Raw genomic sequence first — 19,198 nt, forward strand, 5'->3', positions numbered from 1 at the left:
AGGAGACAGAGATGGATGTCAGAGAGCAGAGGGTAGCGCTCGTGATCGGAGCGGGGGACTCCACGGGTGGTGCAATCGCCAAGCGTTTCGCCGCGGAAGGCATGGTCGCTTGTGTGACGCGTCGTACAGCGGACAAGCTCCAACCGCTGGTTGACTCCATTCACGATGCCGGCGGAATGGCCTACGCGTTTGGCACGGACGCGCGCAAGGAGGAGGAGGTGGTCGCCCTCATCGACAAGATTGAGTCCGAGATCGGCCCAATTGACGTTCTCGTATTTAACATTGGTGCCAATGTGCCTTCTTCCATCCTTGAGGAGACAGCGCGAAAGTACTTCAAGATCTGGGAGATGGCCTGCTTTGCAGGATTTCTGAACGCAAGGGAAGTTGCCAAGCGCATGGTACAGCGTCAACGCGGGACGATTCTCTTCACCGGCGCTACCGCGGGTCTGCGAGGCAAGGAAAACTATGCCGCGTTTGCGGGTGCCAAGCATGCGCTTCGCGCGCTTGCGCAAAGCATGGCCCGCGAACTCGGATCGAAGAACATCCATGTGGCCCATATTGTGGTGGACGGCGCGATCGACACTGACTTTATCCGTACCAATTTTCCGGACCGTTATGCATTGAAAGACCAGGATGGCATCCTGAATCCGGAGCATATCGCGCAGAACTACTGGTACCTTCATTCGCAACCACGCGACGCCTGGACCTTTGAACTCGACCTGCGTCCCTGGACTGAGACCTGGTAATCAAAACGTCTGACCAATGGGATAGAGACCGCTTCCGCACGATCGCAATGCCTTGCCATCCGAAGAAATTTTCCATTCTGTCTGTTGGTGGCCCAGCTTAGCGATGCGTCAGAGAGAGACGCGGTCATAGCGGGATGTCTACCCCGGTATTCACATCATCAAGAGGGCAGCATGAGGGAAGCAGTCATTGTCTCGACGGCACGGACCGGGATCGGTCGCGCCTATAAGGGTTCGTTGAACAACACAAAGTCGCCGACCCTCATGGGGCACGTCATATCGCATGCGGTTCAGCGTGCCGGAATCGCCGCGGAAGAGATTGAGGATGTAGTGATCGGTACCTCGATGCCGGGAGGCACGGCCGGCATGAACATTGGCCGTCTTAGCGCGCTAGCCGGCGGACTTCCGGTCAGCGTCGCGGGTCAGTCCATCGACCGGCAATGCGCCTCTGGCTTGATGGCGATGGCCACCGCAGCAAAGCAAATCATTGTGGACGAGATGGACGTGGTGGTGGCAGGGGGGCAAGAGAGCATCTCGTTGGTTCAGGACCGTTTTGTCGAATGGATGACGAGTGCGGCCGACACGGAATTGATTGAGAGGGTTCCACATGCCTATATGCCGATGCTGCAGACCGCTGAACTCGTCGCGGGGCGGTATGGCATTTCCCGAGAGGCGCAGGATGTTTACGCGGCGGAATCACAGCGCCGTACGGCGCTTGCCCAGGAGAGGGGCCGCTTTGCAGCCGAAATTGTACCCTTCCAAACCTCCATGGCTATCCAGGATAGGGAGACAGGGGAGATCAGTTTCCGTGACGTGCTACTGGACCGCGACGAAGGGAACCGTCCCGACACAACGGTAGAGGGGTTGGCAAAACTCAGGACAGTCATCGACCGCGGCGCTGTCACCGGAGGAAACGCAAGTCAGCTTTCGGATGGTGCCTCTGCCTCGGTCCTGATGGATCGCCGCTTGGCCGAGCGGCGCGGATTGCAGCCTCTTGGTATCTACCGCGGCATCGCGGTGGCGGGCTGTGCGCCCGAGGAAATGGGTATTGGCCCGGTTTTTGCGGTCCCGAAACTCCTGGAGCGGCATGGGTTGAAGGTTAGCGATATCGGTCTGTGGGAACTGAATGAAGCGTTCGCGTGCCAGGTTCTTTACTGTCGCGATCGCCTTGGAATCGATCCGGACCGATTGAATGTGAACGGTGGCGGGATTTCCATCGGGCACCCGTATGGCATGACGGGTGCAAGGCTTGTGGGTCACGCCCTGATCGAGGGCAGACGCCGTGGAGAGAAATACGTTGTCGTCACGATGTGTGTCGGTGGCGGAATGGGGGCGGCGGGGTTGTTCGAGGTAGCGTAAATCGCCATTGGATCACGGTTTTCGGTCACCTTAGATCTACCTCAGATCTATAACCGGTATCGCTGCGATTGCGATGCCACCATACAGAGGATCCAACCGAGGATAGCAATGAAAGACACGGCGTTTGGAAATGATCACGATTCGCAGAAGGCAGCACAGATATTCTCCCTTTTTGTATTAAGCGCTGAAATCGAGCTGGCAGGTGTCATCACGGTAGCGGCGGAATCGGCAGACGATGCGCGAGGAAAATTCGAAGCTGCCCGATCTGCTCACCAGCACTTGTTGTCGGTGAGTCCCGTACCTGGGCAGGCTGTATGACCGCGCTTGCGGAGCGTGGGCCGATTTCGACAGGGATCGTGGAGCATCCGTCGTCAGATCCACAGCAGGTAAGCGGGCTTTGCTAAACGTTCCACCCAAATTTCACCACGTCATATATTAGGAGACACCATGAGCGGCGTACGAGTTCAGTTCCACTTTGATTTCGGCAGCCCGAATTCCTACCTTAGCCACAAAGTCATTCCGAGTATTGAGGCGCGGCAGGACGTCCAGTTCGAATATGTTCCGGTGCTTCTTGGGGGGCTGTTCAGGCTAACGGGGAATCGTTCTCCCGCGGAGGCTTTTGCGGGTATCAAGAACAAGCCGGAGTTTGGGCGTTTAGAGATCCAGCGCTTCATCACCAAGCACGGACTGACCGCCTATCGGGACAATCCATTTTGGCCCGTCAATACATTGCAGATCATGCGCGGGGCTGTGGCTGCCCAGAAGAACGGCACCTTTATGCACTACGTAAATTCCGTGTTCGCAAACATGTGGGAACAAGGTTTGAAGATGGATGATCCCGCCGTCATCTCGGCAGCTCTGGATGTCGCCGGTTTGGACGGAAAAGGCTTCGAAGCCCGCATTGCGGATCCCGAGGTCAAGCAGATCTTGCTGGCGAATACCCAGAACTCATTCGAACGCGGTGCGTTTGGCTCTCCGACCTTCTTTGTCGGCGACGAGATGTTTTTTGGGAAGGATCAGTTGCGGGATTTGGAGGAAGAGATTGAGAATGCGAAAGCACGACTAAGGTAAGCGAACCGTTGCCCACGGCGCATCAAGATGGTGGGGAAGCGTGCACGCACGGTGAGCGACAACCATGGCTCTCAAGAGGGCAGAAAAATCTAGAATGGAAGGCTGGCCCCGCCGGGTACCACTCCAGGAACGAACATCATAAGGAGACGAGATGCAAATCGGTATCCCGCAGGAGACGCGGGCCGGCGAGACCCGTGTTGCCGCCACGCCAGAGACAGTCAAGAAATACGTCGCGCAAGGTCACGAAGTCATTGTCCAAGCGGGCGCCGGAGTCAGGGCAAGCCAGCCGGACTCGGCCTATGAGGCCGCGGGCGCCCGCATCGGCACCGCCGCGCAGGCACTCGGCGTCGAACTGGTGCTAAAGGTGCGCGCGCCGGACGAGGCCGAACTCGGCCAGATAAAGCCCGGTGCCACCCTGGTCGGCATGCTCAATCCCTTCGACGCCGAAAACAACGCGCGTATGGCTGCGGCCGGCATCGTCGCCTTCTCGCTCGAGGCGGCACCCCGCACCACGCGCGCGCAGAGCATGGACGTACTTTCGTCGCAGGCCAACATTGCCGGCTACAAGGCAGTGCTCGAAGCCGCCAACCACTACCAGCGCTTCATGCCGATGCTGATGACCGCGGCCGGCACCGTCAAGGCCGCGCGCGTGCTGATTCTCGGCGCCGGCGTTGCTGGCCTGCAGGCGATTGCCACGGCCAAGCGCCTGGGCGCGGTGATCGAGGCCTCCGACGTGCGCCCAGCGGTCAAGGAACAGATCGAGTCGCTCGGCGCCAAGTTTCTCGACGTGCCCTTCGAGACCGAGGAGGAGCGCGAGATCGCACAGGGCGCGGGAGGCTATGCCCGCCCCATGCCGGCCAACTGGATGCGCCGCCAGGCGGAGCTGGTGCACCAGCGTGCCAGCCAAGCCGACATCGTGATTACCACCGCGCTGATTCCGGGCCGCCCGGCGCCGGTGTTGCTCAAGGAAGAGACCGTGATGGCGATGAAACCCGGCTCAGTGGTAGTCGACCTGGCCGCCGCGCAAGGCGGCAATTGCCCGCTGACGGTGGCCGACCAGGTGGTCGAGCGGCATGGCGTGGTGCTGGTTGGCCATACCAACCTAGCCAGCATGGTGGCGGCCGACGCCTCGGCGCTATACGCGCGCAACGTGCTCGACTTCCTTAAGCTCATCATCGACAAGGAAGGCAAGCTCTCCATCGACCTCGAAGACGACATTGTCGAGGCCTGCCTGATGACCCGGCGCGACGAGATGGCATTGGCCAGTTAAGGAGACATTAATGGAAATGGTGAACCACACGGTAATCAACCTGATCATCTTCGTGCTCGCGATCTATGTGGGCTACCACGTGGTCTGGACGGTCACGCCCGCTCTGCATACGCCTCTGATGGCCGTGACCAATGCAATCTCGGCCATCATCATCGTCGGCGCGATGCTGGCCGCAGGCCTTACCGAAGGCCCCACCGGCCGCATCATGGGCACGCTGGCCGTGGCGCTGGCCGCGGTCAATGTGTTCGGCGGATTCATGGTGACCCAGCGGATGCTGGAGATGTTCCGGAAGAAGGCACCCAAGGCTGCGCCGCAGGCTAGTACCAAGTCCGTGGCCGATGATCTTGTGGCGGAGGCGGCACGATGAACTTTCTGTCCATGAACTCGGTAACGCTGTTTTACCTGTCCGCCTCGGTCTGCTTCATCCAGGCGCTCAAGGGTCTGTCGCACCCGGCCTCGGCCCGCAAGGGCAATGCTTTTGGTATGGCCGGCATGGCGATCGCCGCAACGACCACCGTGGCGCTGATCGTCAAGCTCAAGCAGGAATTCCTTCCTGCCGCCGCTGGCCAGTCATCGGTCGGCACGGGCCTGGTGCTGATTCTCGGCGCGCTGGTGGTAGGCGGCGGTATCGGCGCCTACGTGGCGAAGAAGGTCGAGATGACCAAGATGCCTGAGCTGGTCGCGGCGATGCACTCGCTGATCGGCCTGGCGGCGGTGTTCATCGCGGTGGCGGCAGTCGCCGAGCCAGCGGCCTTCGGCATCAGCACGCCGGGCTCGCATGCGATCCCGATGGGCAACCGCGTCGAGCTGTTCATCGGCTGCTTCGTCGGTGCCATCACGTTCTCGGGCTCGGTGATCGCGTTCGGCAAGCTCGCCGGGCGCTACAAGTTCCGCCTGTTCCAAGGCGCGCCGGTGGTCTTCGCCGGCCAGCACATGCTGAACCTGGCGCTGGCCGTGGCGATGTTCGGCTTTGGCGTGGCGTTCTTCCTCACGCAGAACTGGCAGCCGTTCCTGCTGATGCTGGCGATCGCCTTCGTACTCGGTGTCCTGATCATCATCCCGATCGGCGGCGCGGACATGCCGGTGGTGGTGTCGATGCTGAACTCGTACTCGGGCTGGGCGGCGGCCGGTATCGGCTTCTCCCTGAACAACCCGATGCTGATCATTGCCGGATCGCTAGTGGGATCGAGCGGTGCGATTCTGTCGTACATCATGTGCAAGGCCATGAACCGCTCGTTCTTCAACGTGATCCTGGGCGGCTTCGGCGGTGCGGCGACGGCCGCGGCCAGCGGCAGCGCCGAGCAGCGCAACGTCAAGTCGGGTTCGGCGGATGACGCGTCTTTCCTGATGAGCAATGCCGAGACGGTAGTCATCGTGCCGGGCTATGGCCTGGCGGTGGCGCGCGCCCAGCATGCACTCAAGGAACTTACCGAGAAGCTGACGGAGCACGGCGTGACGGTAAAGTATGCGATCCATCCGGTGGCAGGCCGCATGCCGGGCCACATGAACGTGCTGTTGGCCGAGGCCGAAGTGCCTTACGACCAGGTGTTCGAGATGGAAGACATCAACAGCGAGTTCGGCCAGGTTGACGTGGTGCTGGTGCTGGGCGCCAACGACGTGGTTAACCCGGCGGCCAAGACCGACCCGAACTCTCCGATCGCCGGCATGCCGATCCTGGAGGCGTACAAGGCCAAGACCATCATCGTGAACAAACGCTCGATGGCGTCCGGCTACGCGGGCCTCGATAACGAGCTGTTCTACATGGACAAGACCATGATGGTATTCGGCGACGCCAAGAAGGTGGTCGAGGACATGGTCAAGGCCGCGGGATAGCCGCATGTGCTGACGGTCGACGAACCGGCCTCAGCCCGCCCAGGTGGCCGCCTCCCTCGATTRCACCGTGCCGTCAAGACGTAGCGGCAGGGCTCGACGTGGTGCTGCTCGAACATCGGCGCAGCCGCCATCCAGAAAGGCCTGGCTACGGTGAGCAGCACCCTCGCCCGCCTGGTCAATAGTGGCAAAGCGAGCGAGGCCGAGCACGCGTGGACGGCTCGGTATCCATCGTGCAATACCCATCGTCGCCTATAACGGGCTGGCGACCTTCTCAAGTCGATGCAAATCGGCGCGGTGCTTAGGAGACCGCAATGAAGCACATAGAAGTTGTGGCGGACCGTGGCGTCATGCCCATTGGCCTTAACAGACCAGACCGGAAGAATGCCATCACTTTCGATAGGCACGGAGCCCTTGCTGAGTCAATCAGAGACGCAGGCAGGCGCGGCGAAGTTCGCGCTGTAGTGATACACGACAGCGAAGAAGCATTCACGAGCGGAAATGACGATGCCTCAGAGGCAACATCGAGCTTGGGACTTTGCCCGGAGTTCGGGTCAAGTCAATTGCCGCCGAACAACGTCGGGACGCCTAAGGCGATTGAGTTGCTTCTGCTTAGCGAGCCCTGCACCATGCAAGACGACGCTGAATGCGGCCTGATCGACATTGTCGCGGGAACGGCGTTAGAGCACACGATGGACCCTGGCGGAGTTCGGGCAATGCGTTCCCTCATTCGCAGAAGTGAAGATGAGGGAACGCTCGATCCTATTGACCTCAAACTGCCAGAGTTTGCCATCCGTCTCAGGTCCGCCGAACGCAAGAGTGCTTTCGCGGCCTTTTTCGAGTGTCGTGCGCCTGGCTTCTCCCTTTTCTCTTGAGAGGTGACATGGCGCATCCATCGCACTACGCGCAGACCATGCCTAAGAAGATTGCGGCGGTCTTCATACCTGGCGGGCGCGAAATCACGTATTTCCAACTGGAGGAGGGGGCCAATCGGGTTGCCAATCTTCTCCGCAGTGCCGGGATAAAGACCGGAGACGCTGTGCTCTTCTGCATCGAGAATTGCCCCGAGTTCCTGTATCTGGGATGGGGGTGTCAGCGCGCTGGCGTCGTTTTTACGCCGGCGTCAACCAAGTTAAGCGCCGACGACCTGCGCTATATCGCGCGCGATTGTGGAGCGCGCGCTGTGTTCGTTTCAGTGGCCGCCGTCAACAGCGCGGGTCTCTTAGCGGCCGATTTTGGTTCCGCAGCATGTTTCGCCCTTGGGGGCGATATTCCCGGTTTTGAGCGATTCGAGGACGCGCTTGGTGCGTGCCAAGTCACATCAATCCATGATCCCGCTCGTGGCAGGGAGATGATGTACTCGTCCGGGACGACCGGGCGGCCAAAAGGTGTGCGCAAGCCGATTCCTCCCATATCGTTCCGTGACATGGACCCGCGCGATGCTTCGTTTGCCAGCAAGCCGGGCGTCGATACGTCCATGGTCCATCTCTGTACATCACCTCTGTATCATGCCGCGCCGCACCGAAACGTCTCGGCGACCCTGGCGCTCGGCGGTACCGCTGTGGTCATGGAGCACTTTGATGCAGTTCAGGCTCTCCATGCCATGGAAAAATTCCGGGTTACCCACAGCTTATGGGTTCCGACGATGTTCCATCGATTGCTGCGCCTTGACCCAGGCATGCGCATGCAGTTTGACCTTTCCAGTCATCGTTTAGCGATCCACGGCGCCGCACCTTGCCCCATTCATATCAAAGAGGCAATGATCGAATGGTGGGGGCCGATCCTGGAGGAATATTACGCGGGAACAGAAGGGATCGGCGCCTGTGCGATCAGTTCGCTTGAATGGCTCGCTCACAAGGGGTCAGTGGGTCGTGCCGTCGATGGAATCGTTCATATCCTTGCCGACGATGAGAACGAAGTGGCTTCTGGCTCGACAGGAACGGTGTACTTTGAGTCGGATGCCAGGTTTGCCTACTGGAACGATACCGACAAGACTGCGGCGAGCAGAAGCAAACAGGGGTGGTGGACCTACGGTGATATAGGCCATCTCGACGAAGAGGGATACTTATACCTCTCGGACCGCCGCGATTTCACGATCATATCCGGCGGCGTGAACATCTATCCACAAGAGATAGAGAACATTCTCGTAACAAATGATCGCGTGCTCGACGTGGCTGTCTTCGGCCTGCCCGATGACGAGTACGGGGAAGCGGTACACGCAGTGGTTCAGGTCGAGCGGCAACCGGGCACCCCTCACGCGTTAGCTGAGGAGTTGAGAGCCCTTTGCCGCAGCAAGCTCGGTCCGGTACGGGTTCCGCGGTCCTTCTCGTTTGTACTCGATTTTCCGCGCCTTCCCACGGGAAAGCTTCAGAAGAAGCTGCTGCGGGACACATTAATTCGCTCGATGAAACCTTCGTCCGTGGGCATTTGAGCCGCATATCACCAAGACCGGTAACAGCTACGCAAGGAAGTTGTTCGTCGAGGCAGTCTTGAGCCACCCGCACCCCGGCACGCGTGAGCCTAGAGATCCAGCGTCGGCACGAAGGCATCCCGAAGGCCATCATCGATCGCGCAGGGGACGCGCAGCTGCGGCTATGTTGCCGCTATCGCAAGCTGGCGGCGCGCGGCAAGAGCAGGAAGATCGCGGTAGTCGCGTTGGCGCGCGAGCTGGCCGGGCTCATCTGGAACATCAGCCATGTCGTTGGCCGTGCCGCGAGAGGCGCGCACGGCGTAACACAGCGCTTCGACGACTCAGGCACTGTGGCTGCACCCACAACGCATGGAAGGCGCTGTGCAGGAAATCCGGGAACCGGTCGGGCATTCTCATCTGTACGCCGGTGGCGGCTCGCATTAGCGTGAGCGTGATGAAGGGAAAGTGCGGGTTGCACTGATAGGGAACGCCGTAAGCCTTGCGTGCCGGTCGCAATCTATGTTGGTGTATGCGCCCTTGGCGGGAATTGTCGCGGGCGAGGCATTGCCAAAGGCCTGGAATACCCCGCGGAGCAATATGGGCTTGTGGACAAGCGTGCCACCGGTTTCTTCGCAGATCGTCGGCAATTGCGTCCATGCGAGGTACGATGCCGGACTGCGAGGTCGAAATAGAACTCCGCAGTCTTGGACATGAGTTTTCTCCTGAGTCTGATGGATTTCCGATGTGTACGTCGAGTTTCCTCAGGCGGCAACGCTTTCCTCGGGCATCTGTTCGGACCCGAGAATCCGGGCGAGGCGCTGCCCGATCAGGTGGCTGGCATCCGCCATGATGCGATCGATGAGCTCGCGTACGCTCGGAATGTCGTCGATGAGGCCGGCGACCATCCCGCAACTCCAGGCACCTGCATCCATCTCTCCGTCGAGCATCACTTTCGGATAGACGCCTGCGACCTGCTCAAGGATGTCGGAGATCTGGATCTGCTCACCCTTGACTCGCTCGATTTCCAGGATCTTCTCGACGCCAGCGTTCTTCAGCACACGCTCCGTGTTGCGCAATGGGCGCATCACGAGTCGCGTGTCGAGCTCGGTGGCCGCGACGATGGCGCGCTTCACGTTCTCGTGAACAGGCGCTTCCTTGGTCGCCACGAATCGCGTGCCCATGTTGATGCCGTCGGCGCCGAGGGCGAGGGCGGCCACCAGGCTACGGGCGTCGGCCATACCGCCGGAAGCCACAAACGGGATCTTGAGCTCATTGGCGGCTCGGGGCAGCAGGATCATGTTCGGGATATCATCCTCGCCGGGATGGCCACCGCACTCGAAGCCGTCCACGCTCACCGCATCACACCCGATCCTCTCGGCCTTCAGAGCATGCCGCACTGACGTACACTTGTGGATCACCTTAACTCCAGCCGCCTTCATCGCCGGCATGTATTCCTCAGGGCTGCGCCCTGCTGTTTCGACGATGCGCACGCCTCCCTCCACGATCGCCTGGATGTACTCGGGATAGGGCGGGGCGGAAAAAGTCGGCAGGAATGTGAGGTTGACGCCGAAAGGCTGGTCCGTCATCTCGCGACATCTGGCGATCTCCTTCGCCAGCAGTTCTGGTGTGCGCTGCGTCAGCGCGGTGATGACGCCCAGCCCGCCGGCGTTCGAGACTGCGGCCGCCAGCTCGGCCAGGCCAACGAAGTGCATGCCGCCTTGCACGATGGGGTGTCGAATGCTGAACAGTTCGGTGATCCGTGTCTTCATGGGATTGAGTCGTATTGGTTGTGGAGTGGGTCCGTCTCAGAAGCGTCCCATGTAGGGCCTGAGATCGAGTTCGTGGGTCCAGGTATCACTCGGCTGCGTGTGCAGGTACCAGTAGTTGTCCGCGATTTGCTCGGGATTGAGGATGCCGTCCTGGTCCTTGAGCGCATAGCGCTGGGGGAAATTGTTGCGGATGAATTCGGTGTCGATGGCTCCGTCGACGACAACATGGGCCACGTGGATGTTCTTCGGACCCAGTTCGCGAGCCATGCTTTGTGCCAGCGCTCGCAGCGCATGCTTGCCACCAGCAAAGGCGGCGAAGTTGGCGGAGCTGCGAATGCCGGCCGTCGCGCCGGTGAACAGGATTGTGCCGCGGCCGCGTGCTACCATTCTGCGAGCCACTTCGCGGCCATTCAAGAAGCCCGAGAAACACGCCATCTGCCAGATCTCGAAGTACTTGCGACTTGCGCCCGGTCTCTTCCAGGATGCTGCACGGCACATTGGCGCCGAAGTTGAACACGAGCACCTCGATGGGACCGATCTCCGACTCGATCTTCTCGATGAGTGCGACAATTTCTTCTTCCTTGCGGGCATCGGAACCAAAGCCGTCGGCCTTGCTATCCTGGTCGCGGATCTTTTCGAACAGCGGCGTAAGCTTCTCGGCATCGCGGCGGGTGGCGCAGACAACGAACCCTTCACGAGCAAACCGGCGTGCGATGGCTCCACCGATCGAATTACCTGCGCCGATGACCAGCGCGCCTTTCAGGCTAGTGGGTTCCATGAACTCGCTCTCCTTTGATAAACGATTCGTTATGTAAAAGTACGTGCTTGCGCATCAGGTGTCAGGACTTCTCTCATGTAAAAAACTCTAGTTGCATTCGTAAGGCCCGGACCGCCCTCAGGCGGCGTCCAGCAGACCAGCGTATCGGCGTCCGACCACCCAGTGGTTCAGGCGTACCGCGGGCATTCGGATGAATTTCAAGTGTTCGCGCACGGTGGAATACCGCACGCCTACCATGTCCACGGCCGGCGGTTGCGCCAGCACTAGGCCGGCATAGGGGTGTTGCATCTCCTAAGCCTGTGACGTCTTTCGGACGGTGTGTGCTATCCCTTGCCGTGCGACGACGGGCTGCTAGCGCCCGCGAGCCGCGCGATCTGAAAGACATTCTCTGGCGAGACCTGGACATAGTCATTCAGTCCGCCGGACCGCATGATCGGATATGCCTCGGCTGTCTGATACACGCCGTCTTTCAGGAGTGTCTTGTCGATGTACACGGCCACCACTTCGCCCAAGACGAGCCAGCCACCTACCTTTTCGCCTTCGGTGTTTCGGAATTGCACGATGTCGATAACCTTGCATTCCATAGCCGCGCGGCTTTCGCCCACCCGCGGGACGTTGACCTTGCGACCCGCCACGGCCGTGAGGCCGGCGAACCGGAACTCATCCTCGCCGCGCGGAAGCGGTGATGAGGTCTGGTTCATCTGATCACCGAGTTCGCGGGTGACCAGGTTCCAGGTGAACTCACGCGTTTCTGATGCGTTTTGAACGCTATCCTTCCAGGCGATCGAAGAAAATCCGATGATCGGTGGGTCGTAGTTGAACGCGTTGAAGAAACTGTAGGGCGCGAGATTGACCCGCCCCTGCGCGTCGCGTGACGAGATCCAGCCGATGGGTCGCGGTGCCACCAGCGCATTGAGCGGGTTGTGGCTCAGCCCGTGGCCCTCGGCGGGCTCGTAGTAGTGAAAGTCTCGAACGGTCATAGTATGGGCCTTTCCGGCGCGGCAGCGCTATTGCGCCACCAGATTAAGGGTCTTTGCGATGTTGACAAACTTTTCGTTCTCTACGCGCAAGAAGGCCGCTGCCTGCTGCGGCGTCATTGAGTCCAGCTTGCGAAAGCCCTGCGCAGTAGCGAGCGCAAGGAACTCCGGGCTGTCGTTCCACTGCTGGAAGGCCCTGCTCAGGCGCGCGACAACGGCATCGGTTGTACGCGCGGGCGCGAACAAGCCCGTCCAGATGCCGAATTCGAAGTTCTTGAATCGAGCGTGCTCGCTCAGCGTCGCGACATCCGGCATGAGCGGATGTCGCTTGGCGCTCGCGAAGGCGATGGCCTTGATCCGCCCGGTCTGAACCATTCCTAGGATTGGCCCCGCAAGAGGAACAAACGCGAGGTCCACCTCGCCACCTGCGACGGCCGTGGCCATGGGAGCGATGCCTTTGTACGGCACCTCCAGCAACTTGACGCCGACCCGCTCCTGGAATTCAGCGGCCGCGAGATGAGCGAGCGTGCCCTGGCCCCAGTGGGCAATGGAAAGCTCCTTCGCGCCACGCTTTTGCATGTGTTCGAGGAGCGCGGTGAGGTTGTTGAAAGGACGATCGGGATGACTGACGAGGACCATGTCCGAAATCCCGAACGAACCGATGAGCTTGAAGCTGTCGAACGTGTACTTAGCCGAAGCGACCGTGAGCGGCGCCATCAGTAAATCCGGACCCGCCGTCGCGAGCAGCGTGTATCCGTCTGGCGACGCCTTCAACACATTCATCGCCGCGATGGAGCCGTTCGCACCGGGCATATTGTCGATCACGAGAATCTGCCCAAGGGCCCGCTCCAGCACGGGTGCGGATGGACGCACTGAAGCGTCCACCCCGAACCCGGGCGGGTAAGCGACCTTGATCAGGATGTTTTTGTTTGGATAGGGCTGCGCCATCGCGGCGGCGGCGCAGCAAAGCGCGACTACAACAGCGGCATCAAAGAGTCTGCGAGTCAGTGCTTTCATGTTTGTCTCCGTGCGCCGGTCAAACCGGTAAATTGTTGTGAAGGAAGGAGTCATGTCATAGACCCTGCGCCCTCGATCCTGAAGGGCGGTGACCGCCCTTCAGGCATCAGTTCAGCGAGGCGTAAACGCTCTTTTCAAAACCGTAGAACACGTCCACGGTTCTCGGGTCCACGGACGGCAGCGACTGCATCATGGCCAGGCCTGCGATGTTCCGGGTGGGGTCGATCCAGAAGTACGTATTGGCCAGCCCCGCCCAGGCCAAGCTGCCGGCACTGCGGCCGGTGGGCGCCGCACTCTCGTTGATCATGAAGCCCAGGCCCCAGGTCTTGGGCACACCGGGGAAGAATTCCACGTCGCGCGAGAGAAAAGGAATCTGCGTCGGTAACTTGCTCACGCGAAGCGGCCCCATGGCATTGCGCGACATCAGGGCCACCGTCTCCGGCTTGAGGATCTGGTTGCCGTTGCCCCGCCCCGCATTGAGGATCATGCGCATGAACTTCAGGTAGTCGTCGGCGGTCGAGTACAGGCCAGCGCCGCCCGACTCGAACTCGGGATCCTGCACTGTTCCGAGATCGATCACGGATAATTTTCCGTCGTCTCCGCGCAAATGCATGCCGGCCAGTCGGGTGCGCATGGCCGCGGTGATCTTAAACGCCGTGCTGTCCATGCCCAGCGGTCCTGTGATGTTGCGCTGGAAGTAGTCACCCAGGCGCAGGCCGCTGGCGGCTTCGATCAGCTGGCCCACCCAATCGATGCCGATGCCATAATTCCAGCGCGTGCCGGGGTCGAAGCACAGAGGCACCCGCAGCGCCGCTTTCTGCCCCGTTAGGATGCCGGGGACGTTCTGCGTGCGGTAGTAGCGCTCCAGGTCCGCGTTCCAGATCTCGTAGGTAAAGCCGGACGTATGGGTGAGCAGATGCCGCAGGGTGAGCTGGCCCTCGGCATCCCGCAGTTCGGGCGCGCCATTCGTGTCCCAGCCCTCCAGAACCTTGAGAACGCCCAGCTCGGGGATCACTGCGGACGCTGGACCGTCCAGACTCAACTTGCCCTGCTCGACCAGCTGCATGGCTGCGGCGCTGGTGATCGGCTTGGTCATGGAGGCGATGAGCATCACCGTGTCCATGTCCATCGCTGCGGAGGCGCCGAGCGCGCGCGCTCCCTGCGCCGCGGAGTAGAGGGTCTCATCGCGAGTGATCACCGCGGCGGCTACGCCGGCGGTGTCGCCGGATGCGACGGCACGGGTCAGCACGGAATCGGCGTTGGCTTTCAGTGCGGCGGTGTCGTCCGACGACGAAAGGCAACCGGCAACCGGCAAGGCTGCCAGCCCCACGGTGGACTTGAGAAATGTGCAGCGACCTTGTGCCAAGGTTTGTCTCCGTACGCCGGTCAAAGCCGGCAAATTGTTGTGAAAGAACGAGGGAGTGGAAGCGCAACTGGAATCTCCGGTTGACACGTCTTGGCCTCAGAGCGTCTCCATCCCGGGCCGCGGCTCTATCTCGTCGTCCAGCATCGCGGGTGGCCCAGTCCGCGGGCCATGCTTTGCGCCGGCGAATGCAGCGGGACCTTCGCGTCCGCGCAAACTGGCCGTTGCGCCCGTAAAGATGATGGTGCCGCGCCCCCGTGGCAGCATGACCTTCGCCGTTTCGCGGTCTTCCCTGCTCGCCTCGCCGCCTTCGGCCCTGATCTCGTCAATCCGGGGCTGGTGCTTGTCAGCGGTGCGGCGGGTAACGCACTCGATGTAGCCTTCTTTGGCAAAGCGCTTGGCGACGGCGCCGCCGGTAGCGTCGCTGGCTCCAATCACCAGAATGGCCTTATCGTCTGCCATGTGGATTGCTCCATGGATGAGTAAGATGCCGCGTCGCCACACCTCGCAGGCGCTTAATCCAACGAACGTTTAGTAAACGAAGCGTATGTTATCGTCAGCCCCGTGTCAACGAGGGGTTTCTCCATCCACCCGGTGACCAGAGTAATGCAGCCCTCCCTGCAAGAACTTTCCGCACGAAAGACCAAATCGGCCGCGCATGTCTTGCCGAGCAGGTCGCCATTCTTCGTCGACCGATATCACCTTGCTGGCCTGGAGTCTCCACCGATGGCGCCCCTCACGGGGACTGCTTCAAGTTGGCGCCGGCCTTCACGCAGCTGTTCGGCGCGTCCCTGTGGATGACTTAAGGGGCGAACATCTCCAGCTGCGGCTGTGGGGCCATCTGTCTACTAATCTTGAAGAGCGCGATCTTCAGTGGCTGCGTTAGCGTACGGGGCGCGTGGCCTGTGAGGTGCACGACCGTGGAGGCCGACTCCGCGATGGCCGACTCTCTCAACGTGCAATCTTGCGGGTGCGAAACGTGTGGGCACTGTTTGGTGCACGTCGCACTGGCCGGCACCGGACCACCGATAACGAGCACGGCTTGGACCGGCGGCACGACGCCACGTCATGGCACTTTGAAGCAAGTGTCGGCACCCCTATGCAATCGCCCGCGGCGACGCTCCGAGAGACTGAAGGCTCAATAGCCCTATCTTCACGGAGACACAACATGCCCGTCATTGTTTGCGAATGCAAGGTTGGAATCGGAGCTGGCGTCAAGGCCAAGATTGCCAGCGAGTTTACGAGCGCGATCAGGGAGATCATCCTTTCTCCGCTCGACTTAATTAGCGTGGTATTCCATGAAGCCACGCCCGAGAATACCTACCGTTCGGGAGAGCCCACGTCCGAAACGCTGATCTTCTGCCACATACGTGATGGGCGCAGCGACGGCGCCGTGCTATCGCTGGCGAAAAAGGTGAGCTCGATCTGGAGCGCGTGCACTGGAGCAACGGAGGATGAAGTCGAGGTTCTCGTCACACTGTATCCCGCCAAATACGTCGTGCGCGGCGGTGAACGCCTGCCCGAAGCCCCTCGCGTGTGAGGGTGGGGCAGCCTGCACGGACTAAGGGGAGCGCCATTGTCTGCGCAAGGGCGGTCGTTGGCCGTGAGGTCTCGGCCCAGAATGAGTTACTGCGCCGCATGCCGAACCTCGAACCGACGATAAATGGAGACAAGTCAATGAAGTCAATCCGCCCTGAGCTGGCCGCAGCACCTTCAAGCGTGCACCGGATAGATGTTCACAAACTGGCCGACGAGGCCAAGTTCAACAGCTTTCACTGGTCCGTGCTGATCTGGTGTTTCGTGATCCTGGTGCTCGACGGCTACGACCTGGCGGTCGCCGGCACCGCGCTTCCGTCGATCATGAAGACGATGAATGTGGAGGCCGCGACCGCGGGCTTCATGGCCAGTTCGGCGCTGTTCGGCATGATGTTCGGAGCGATCGCGCTCGGCGCGCTGGCCGACAAGATTGGCCGCCGCTGGGCGATCTCGATCTGCGTGTTCCTGTTCAGCGTTCTCACCGCGGCCGCCGGGTTCACCAACGACCCAATCACCTTCAGCGTGATGCGCTTCTTCGCCGGGCTCGGCATCGGCGGCGCGATCCCGAATGCAGCCGCACAGATGACCGAGTACTCGCCGAGGAAGGTGCGCAGCGTAATGGTCACGCTGATGTGCTGTGGCTACGCGGTCGGCAGTATCCTCGCCGCGCTGCTCGGCAAGCAGTTCATCGAGACCTATGGCTGGCAATCCGTGTTTATCGCCGCGGGCGCCGCGGTGGTGCTGATCCCGTTCATCTTAAAGTACATGCCTGAGTCGCTGCCGTTCCTGATCAAGCAGCATGACGACACACATCTGCGCGAAGTGGTCCGAAAAATCCGACCGGATATGCGGCTCGAGCCGCACGAGGAGTTCCTCGTTCCTGCCGAGGACAAGGCCGAAGGTCCATCCGTCGGCAGACTGTTTCTGGACGGCCGCGGCTTCAGTTCGGTGATGCTCTGGGTCGCCTATATGACCTGCCTTTTCATGCTCTATGCGCTCAGTTCGTGGTTGGTCAAGCTGATGGGCATGGCAGGCTACAGCCTCGGTTCCGCGTTGAACTTCCTGCTCGCCTACAACGCCGGTGCAGTCATCGGCGCCGTCGGTGGCGGATGGCTCGCCGACAAGCTAAACATCAAGTGGGTGACGGCCGCATTCTTCGCGGTCGCTGCGGTCTCGCTGACGCTGCTCGGCTACGGCGCGCAGCCGCTGTTCCTTATCGTTGCCGTAGTCGGCGCGTCGACGCTGGGCACGCAGATCCTGCTGTACGCGTATGCCGGGCAGTTCTACCCGGCGGCGATCCGTTCGACAGGACTGGGCTTTGCCTCGGGGGTCGGGCGCATCGGCGCGATTGCGGCGCCGATCGTGATCGGGCTGCTGGTCTCGATGAAGCTGCCGCTGGTGCAGAACTTCCTCGCGATTGCAATGGCCGCGGTGATTGGCGGTGTCGCGGTTACGCTGATCAAGCACAAGTCGTCGGCCTCTTCGCACAGCCACGGCGAGAACGTGGTCGGACAGGGATCTTGATGCTTGCACCGTTGCAAGTGTACGAGTTGGTGAAGAGCCCTTTCGCCGATCTGCCAAGCGGGAAGCGACGAGCGCGTGCACCCGGGCACCGGAGGACGAAGTCGAGGTTCTCGCTCCAACTCGTAACCAGCCAAGGAGACTTTCTCTCGCGCAAGCCTGAAGGCAAGATCGCAATCTCTGTCGCGTAGCGCGCCTCCCCAGAGGGCTAATATGTGAGCATGCGCCCATTTTGCACGCGTTGCGTGCCAGCGGAGAGGACCATGTCGAATGATGTTTCCCTATGCAACTGCACAGCGATTCGCAAAGCGGCGCGGCACATGACGCGCTTCTATGACGCGTGTCTTGCCGAGGTCGGCCTGCGTGGAACCCAATACATCATTCTTCGATCCCTGTCGGCACATGGCCCGATGACCATCAATGCGCTGGCTGAGGTGATGGTAATGGACCGGACGACGGTGACGCACAATGTGAAGCCCCTGCAACGCGATGGCTTGGTGGGGATTGAAGTGGATCCCGCAGATAGGCGGTCCCGCATCGTGGCGCTCACGAAGCGCGGAGTGGCAAGCGTTCGTCAGGGTGAGGCAGCATGGGCTAAGGCTCAGACTCAGTTCGAGTCACGGTTCGGTAAGGCTAAAGCGCTTGAGATGCGCAAGGTGATGTCCGAGGTCACCCATACTGAGCTCGTTACCGAGTAGATGCTGAGCAAGGCGCTGGGCGTGTCCCTGCGCCTTGCAAGCCGACTGGCGGCTCAGCGACCTTCGAAGTCGAGTGCCGGTCGCTTCATGCCTCTGGACATGGCGTCCATGGCCGACTGCAAGCCGCGCTTCGCATCTTCGGTTTCAAACAGCGGCATTTGGATATCGAAAATAGCTTCGTCCGCCGCTTGCACGCCGCCCAATGCCCACAAGCGTAGCATCGCCTTGTGTGCGGCATGGGCTCGGGTCGGGCCCTTTGCAAGACGTCGTACCAGCGACGTGGCTTCTTGCTCCAGTGCTCCCACATCAACAACATGATTGACGACGCCGCGTTGGTGCAGCGTTTGTGCATCGACCGGATCGGAGGTGAAGGCAAGTTCTGCGGCAAACGCGCGCCCCGCACGTTCAGCCACGCGGTACACGCCCCCGATCAGCGTCGTGATGCCTAGCGACTGCTCCGGATGGGCAAACCGAGCGGAACTGGTGGCCAGGATGATGTCGCAACGCAGGACCAGCTCGAAGCCACCGCCGAAGCAAGTACCCTGTACGGCAGCAACGGTCGGACAATGCAAGCTCTCAATCCGATTGAAGACGGCCATGTAGCGCTGGAAGAGGGCGCGCAACTTTGCCGCATTCATGCCGGCCCACGGCATGATGTCCCCCCCGAAGGAGAAGTCCGGTCCGTCCGCGCGGATGAGCAGCGCGCGCACGCCACTATCGCAAATAGTCGCAAGAGCGACTTCAAGCTCTTCGAGCATCCGAATGCCGAGGCGGTTCTGCGGCGGGTTGGTCAGGGTTACCGTCGCGATGGCACCGTCAATACTGAGGTCAAGATGTTTCACGTTTCATCTCCATT

At 60.8% G+C, this 19,198-nt stretch carries 18 protein-coding genes and 3 pseudogenes; 13 read left to right on the forward strand and 8 right to left on the reverse strand.

Annotation, left to right across the window (positions count from 1 at the left end; genetic code table 11):
• The first annotated feature begins 11 nt into the window (after nt 1-11).
• From AC1DT6_RS30000 to AC1DT6_RS30045, 10 genes and pseudogenes are all read left to right on the forward strand, one after another.
• Entirely contained in the window at nt 12-746 is a 735-nt protein-coding gene (locus tag AC1DT6_RS30000) for an SDR family oxidoreductase (protein ID WP_477103557.1), read from the forward strand.
• 171 nt (nt 747-917) lie between these two features.
• Complete coding sequence (locus AC1DT6_RS30005; protein ID WP_477103558.1) at nt 918-2,102, forward strand: acetyl-CoA C-acyltransferase; 1,185 nt, start codon at nt 918-920, stop codon at nt 2,100-2,102.
• 108 nt (nt 2,103-2,210) lie between these two features.
• A complete protein-coding gene (locus AC1DT6_RS30010; protein WP_477103559.1) occupies nt 2,211-2,420 on the forward strand; it encodes a hypothetical protein in 210 nt (69 codons plus the stop codon).
• A 129-nt stretch (nt 2,421-2,549) separates the two neighbouring features.
• On the forward strand, nt 2,550-3,173 hold the full coding sequence (locus tag AC1DT6_RS30015; RefSeq protein WP_477103560.1) for a DsbA family protein: 624 nt from the start codon (nt 2,550-2,552) through the stop codon (nt 3,171-3,173).
• 151 nt (nt 3,174-3,324) lie between these two features.
• On the forward strand, nt 3,325-4,443 hold the full coding sequence (locus AC1DT6_RS30020; RefSeq protein ID WP_477103561.1) for a Re/Si-specific NAD(P)(+) transhydrogenase subunit alpha: 1,119 nt from the start codon (nt 3,325-3,327) through the stop codon (nt 4,441-4,443).
• A 10-nt stretch (nt 4,444-4,453) separates the two neighbouring features.
• The gene (locus AC1DT6_RS30025; protein WP_267602024.1) at nt 4,454-4,810 is read left to right on the forward strand and encodes an NAD(P) transhydrogenase subunit alpha part 2; all 357 of its coding nucleotides are present in this window, start codon (nt 4,454-4,456) and stop codon (nt 4,808-4,810) included.
• The gene (locus tag AC1DT6_RS30030; RefSeq protein ID WP_477103562.1) at nt 4,807-6,276 is read left to right on the forward strand and encodes an NAD(P)(+) transhydrogenase (Re/Si-specific) subunit beta; all 1,470 of its coding nucleotides are present in this window, start codon (nt 4,807-4,809) and stop codon (nt 6,274-6,276) included. The genes AC1DT6_RS30025 and AC1DT6_RS30030 overlap by 4 nt, the downstream gene beginning before the upstream one ends.
• 311 nt (nt 6,277-6,587) lie before the next feature.
• On the forward strand, nt 6,588-7,148 hold the full coding sequence (locus AC1DT6_RS30035; protein ID WP_477103563.1) for a Clp protease/crotonase-like domain-containing protein: 561 nt from the start codon (nt 6,588-6,590) through the stop codon (nt 7,146-7,148).
• Nucleotides 7,149-7,156: 8 nt separating this feature from the next.
• Nucleotides 7,157-8,704, forward strand: coding sequence for an AMP-binding protein (locus AC1DT6_RS30040; RefSeq protein WP_477103564.1), 1,548 nt, complete (start codon nt 7,157-7,159; stop codon nt 8,702-8,704).
• 7 nt (nt 8,705-8,711) lie between these two features.
• A pseudogene (locus tag AC1DT6_RS30045) lies at nt 8,712-8,991 on the forward strand (IS110 family transposase); the annotation flags it as partial.
• A gap of 453 nt (nt 8,992-9,444) precedes the next feature.
• Here the strand turns inward: AC1DT6_RS30045 and AC1DT6_RS30050 are convergent.
• The 7 genes and pseudogenes from AC1DT6_RS30050 to AC1DT6_RS30080 form a co-directional block, all read right to left on the reverse strand.
• Nucleotides 9,445-10,452, reverse strand: a complete 1,008-nt coding sequence (locus AC1DT6_RS30050; protein WP_477103565.1) for an NAD(P)H-dependent flavin oxidoreductase — start codon at nt 10,450-10,452, stop codon at nt 9,445-9,447.
• Nucleotides 10,453-10,488: 36 nt separating this feature from the next.
• Nucleotides 10,489-11,230, reverse strand: a pseudogene (locus AC1DT6_RS30055) (SDR family oxidoreductase).
• A gap of 117 nt (nt 11,231-11,347) precedes the next feature.
• A complete protein-coding gene (locus AC1DT6_RS30060; RefSeq protein WP_477103566.1) occupies nt 11,348-11,518 on the reverse strand; it encodes a hypothetical protein in 171 nt (56 codons plus the stop codon).
• 35 nt (nt 11,519-11,553) lie between these two features.
• On the reverse strand, nt 11,554-12,210 hold the full coding sequence (locus tag AC1DT6_RS30065; RefSeq protein WP_045242991.1) for a flavin reductase family protein: 657 nt from the start codon (nt 12,208-12,210) through the stop codon (nt 11,554-11,556).
• 27 nt (nt 12,211-12,237) lie between these two features.
• Nucleotides 12,238-13,224 (reverse strand): tripartite tricarboxylate transporter substrate binding protein, encoded by a 987-nt coding sequence (locus AC1DT6_RS30070; RefSeq protein WP_477103567.1) that lies wholly within the window; start codon nt 13,222-13,224, stop codon nt 12,238-12,240.
• A gap of 106 nt (nt 13,225-13,330) precedes the next feature.
• Nucleotides 13,331-14,590 (reverse strand): serine hydrolase domain-containing protein, encoded by a 1,260-nt coding sequence (locus AC1DT6_RS30075; RefSeq protein WP_477103568.1) that lies wholly within the window; start codon nt 14,588-14,590, stop codon nt 13,331-13,333.
• Nucleotides 14,591-14,749: 159 nt separating this feature from the next.
• Nucleotides 14,750-15,049, reverse strand: a pseudogene (locus AC1DT6_RS30080) (Rossmann-fold NAD(P)-binding domain-containing protein); the annotation flags it as partial.
• 706 nt (nt 15,050-15,755) lie between these two features.
• On the opposite strand from AC1DT6_RS30080, the gene AC1DT6_RS30085 reads away from it, so the two are divergent.
• From AC1DT6_RS30085 to AC1DT6_RS30095, 3 genes are all read left to right on the forward strand, one after another.
• Nucleotides 15,756-16,127, forward strand: a complete 372-nt coding sequence (locus AC1DT6_RS30085; protein ID WP_477103569.1) for a tautomerase family protein — start codon at nt 15,756-15,758, stop codon at nt 16,125-16,127.
• Nucleotides 16,128-16,306: 179 nt separating this feature from the next.
• A complete protein-coding gene (locus tag AC1DT6_RS30090; protein WP_477103601.1) occupies nt 16,307-17,647 on the forward strand; it encodes an MFS transporter in 1,341 nt (446 codons plus the stop codon).
• 260 nt (nt 17,648-17,907) lie between these two features.
• Complete coding sequence (locus AC1DT6_RS30095) at nt 17,908-18,342, forward strand: MarR family winged helix-turn-helix transcriptional regulator (RefSeq protein ID WP_477103570.1); 435 nt, start codon at nt 17,908-17,910, stop codon at nt 18,340-18,342.
• Nucleotides 18,343-18,395: 53 nt separating this feature from the next.
• Here AC1DT6_RS30095 and AC1DT6_RS30100 read toward each other — a convergent pair whose 3' ends face one another.
• Nucleotides 18,396-19,184, reverse strand: a complete 789-nt coding sequence (locus AC1DT6_RS30100) for an enoyl-CoA hydratase/isomerase family protein (protein WP_477103571.1) — start codon at nt 19,182-19,184, stop codon at nt 18,396-18,398.
• Nucleotides 19,185-19,198: the final 14 nt, after the last annotated feature.

This window comes from Cupriavidus sp. 01L45 (assembly GCF_056399885.1).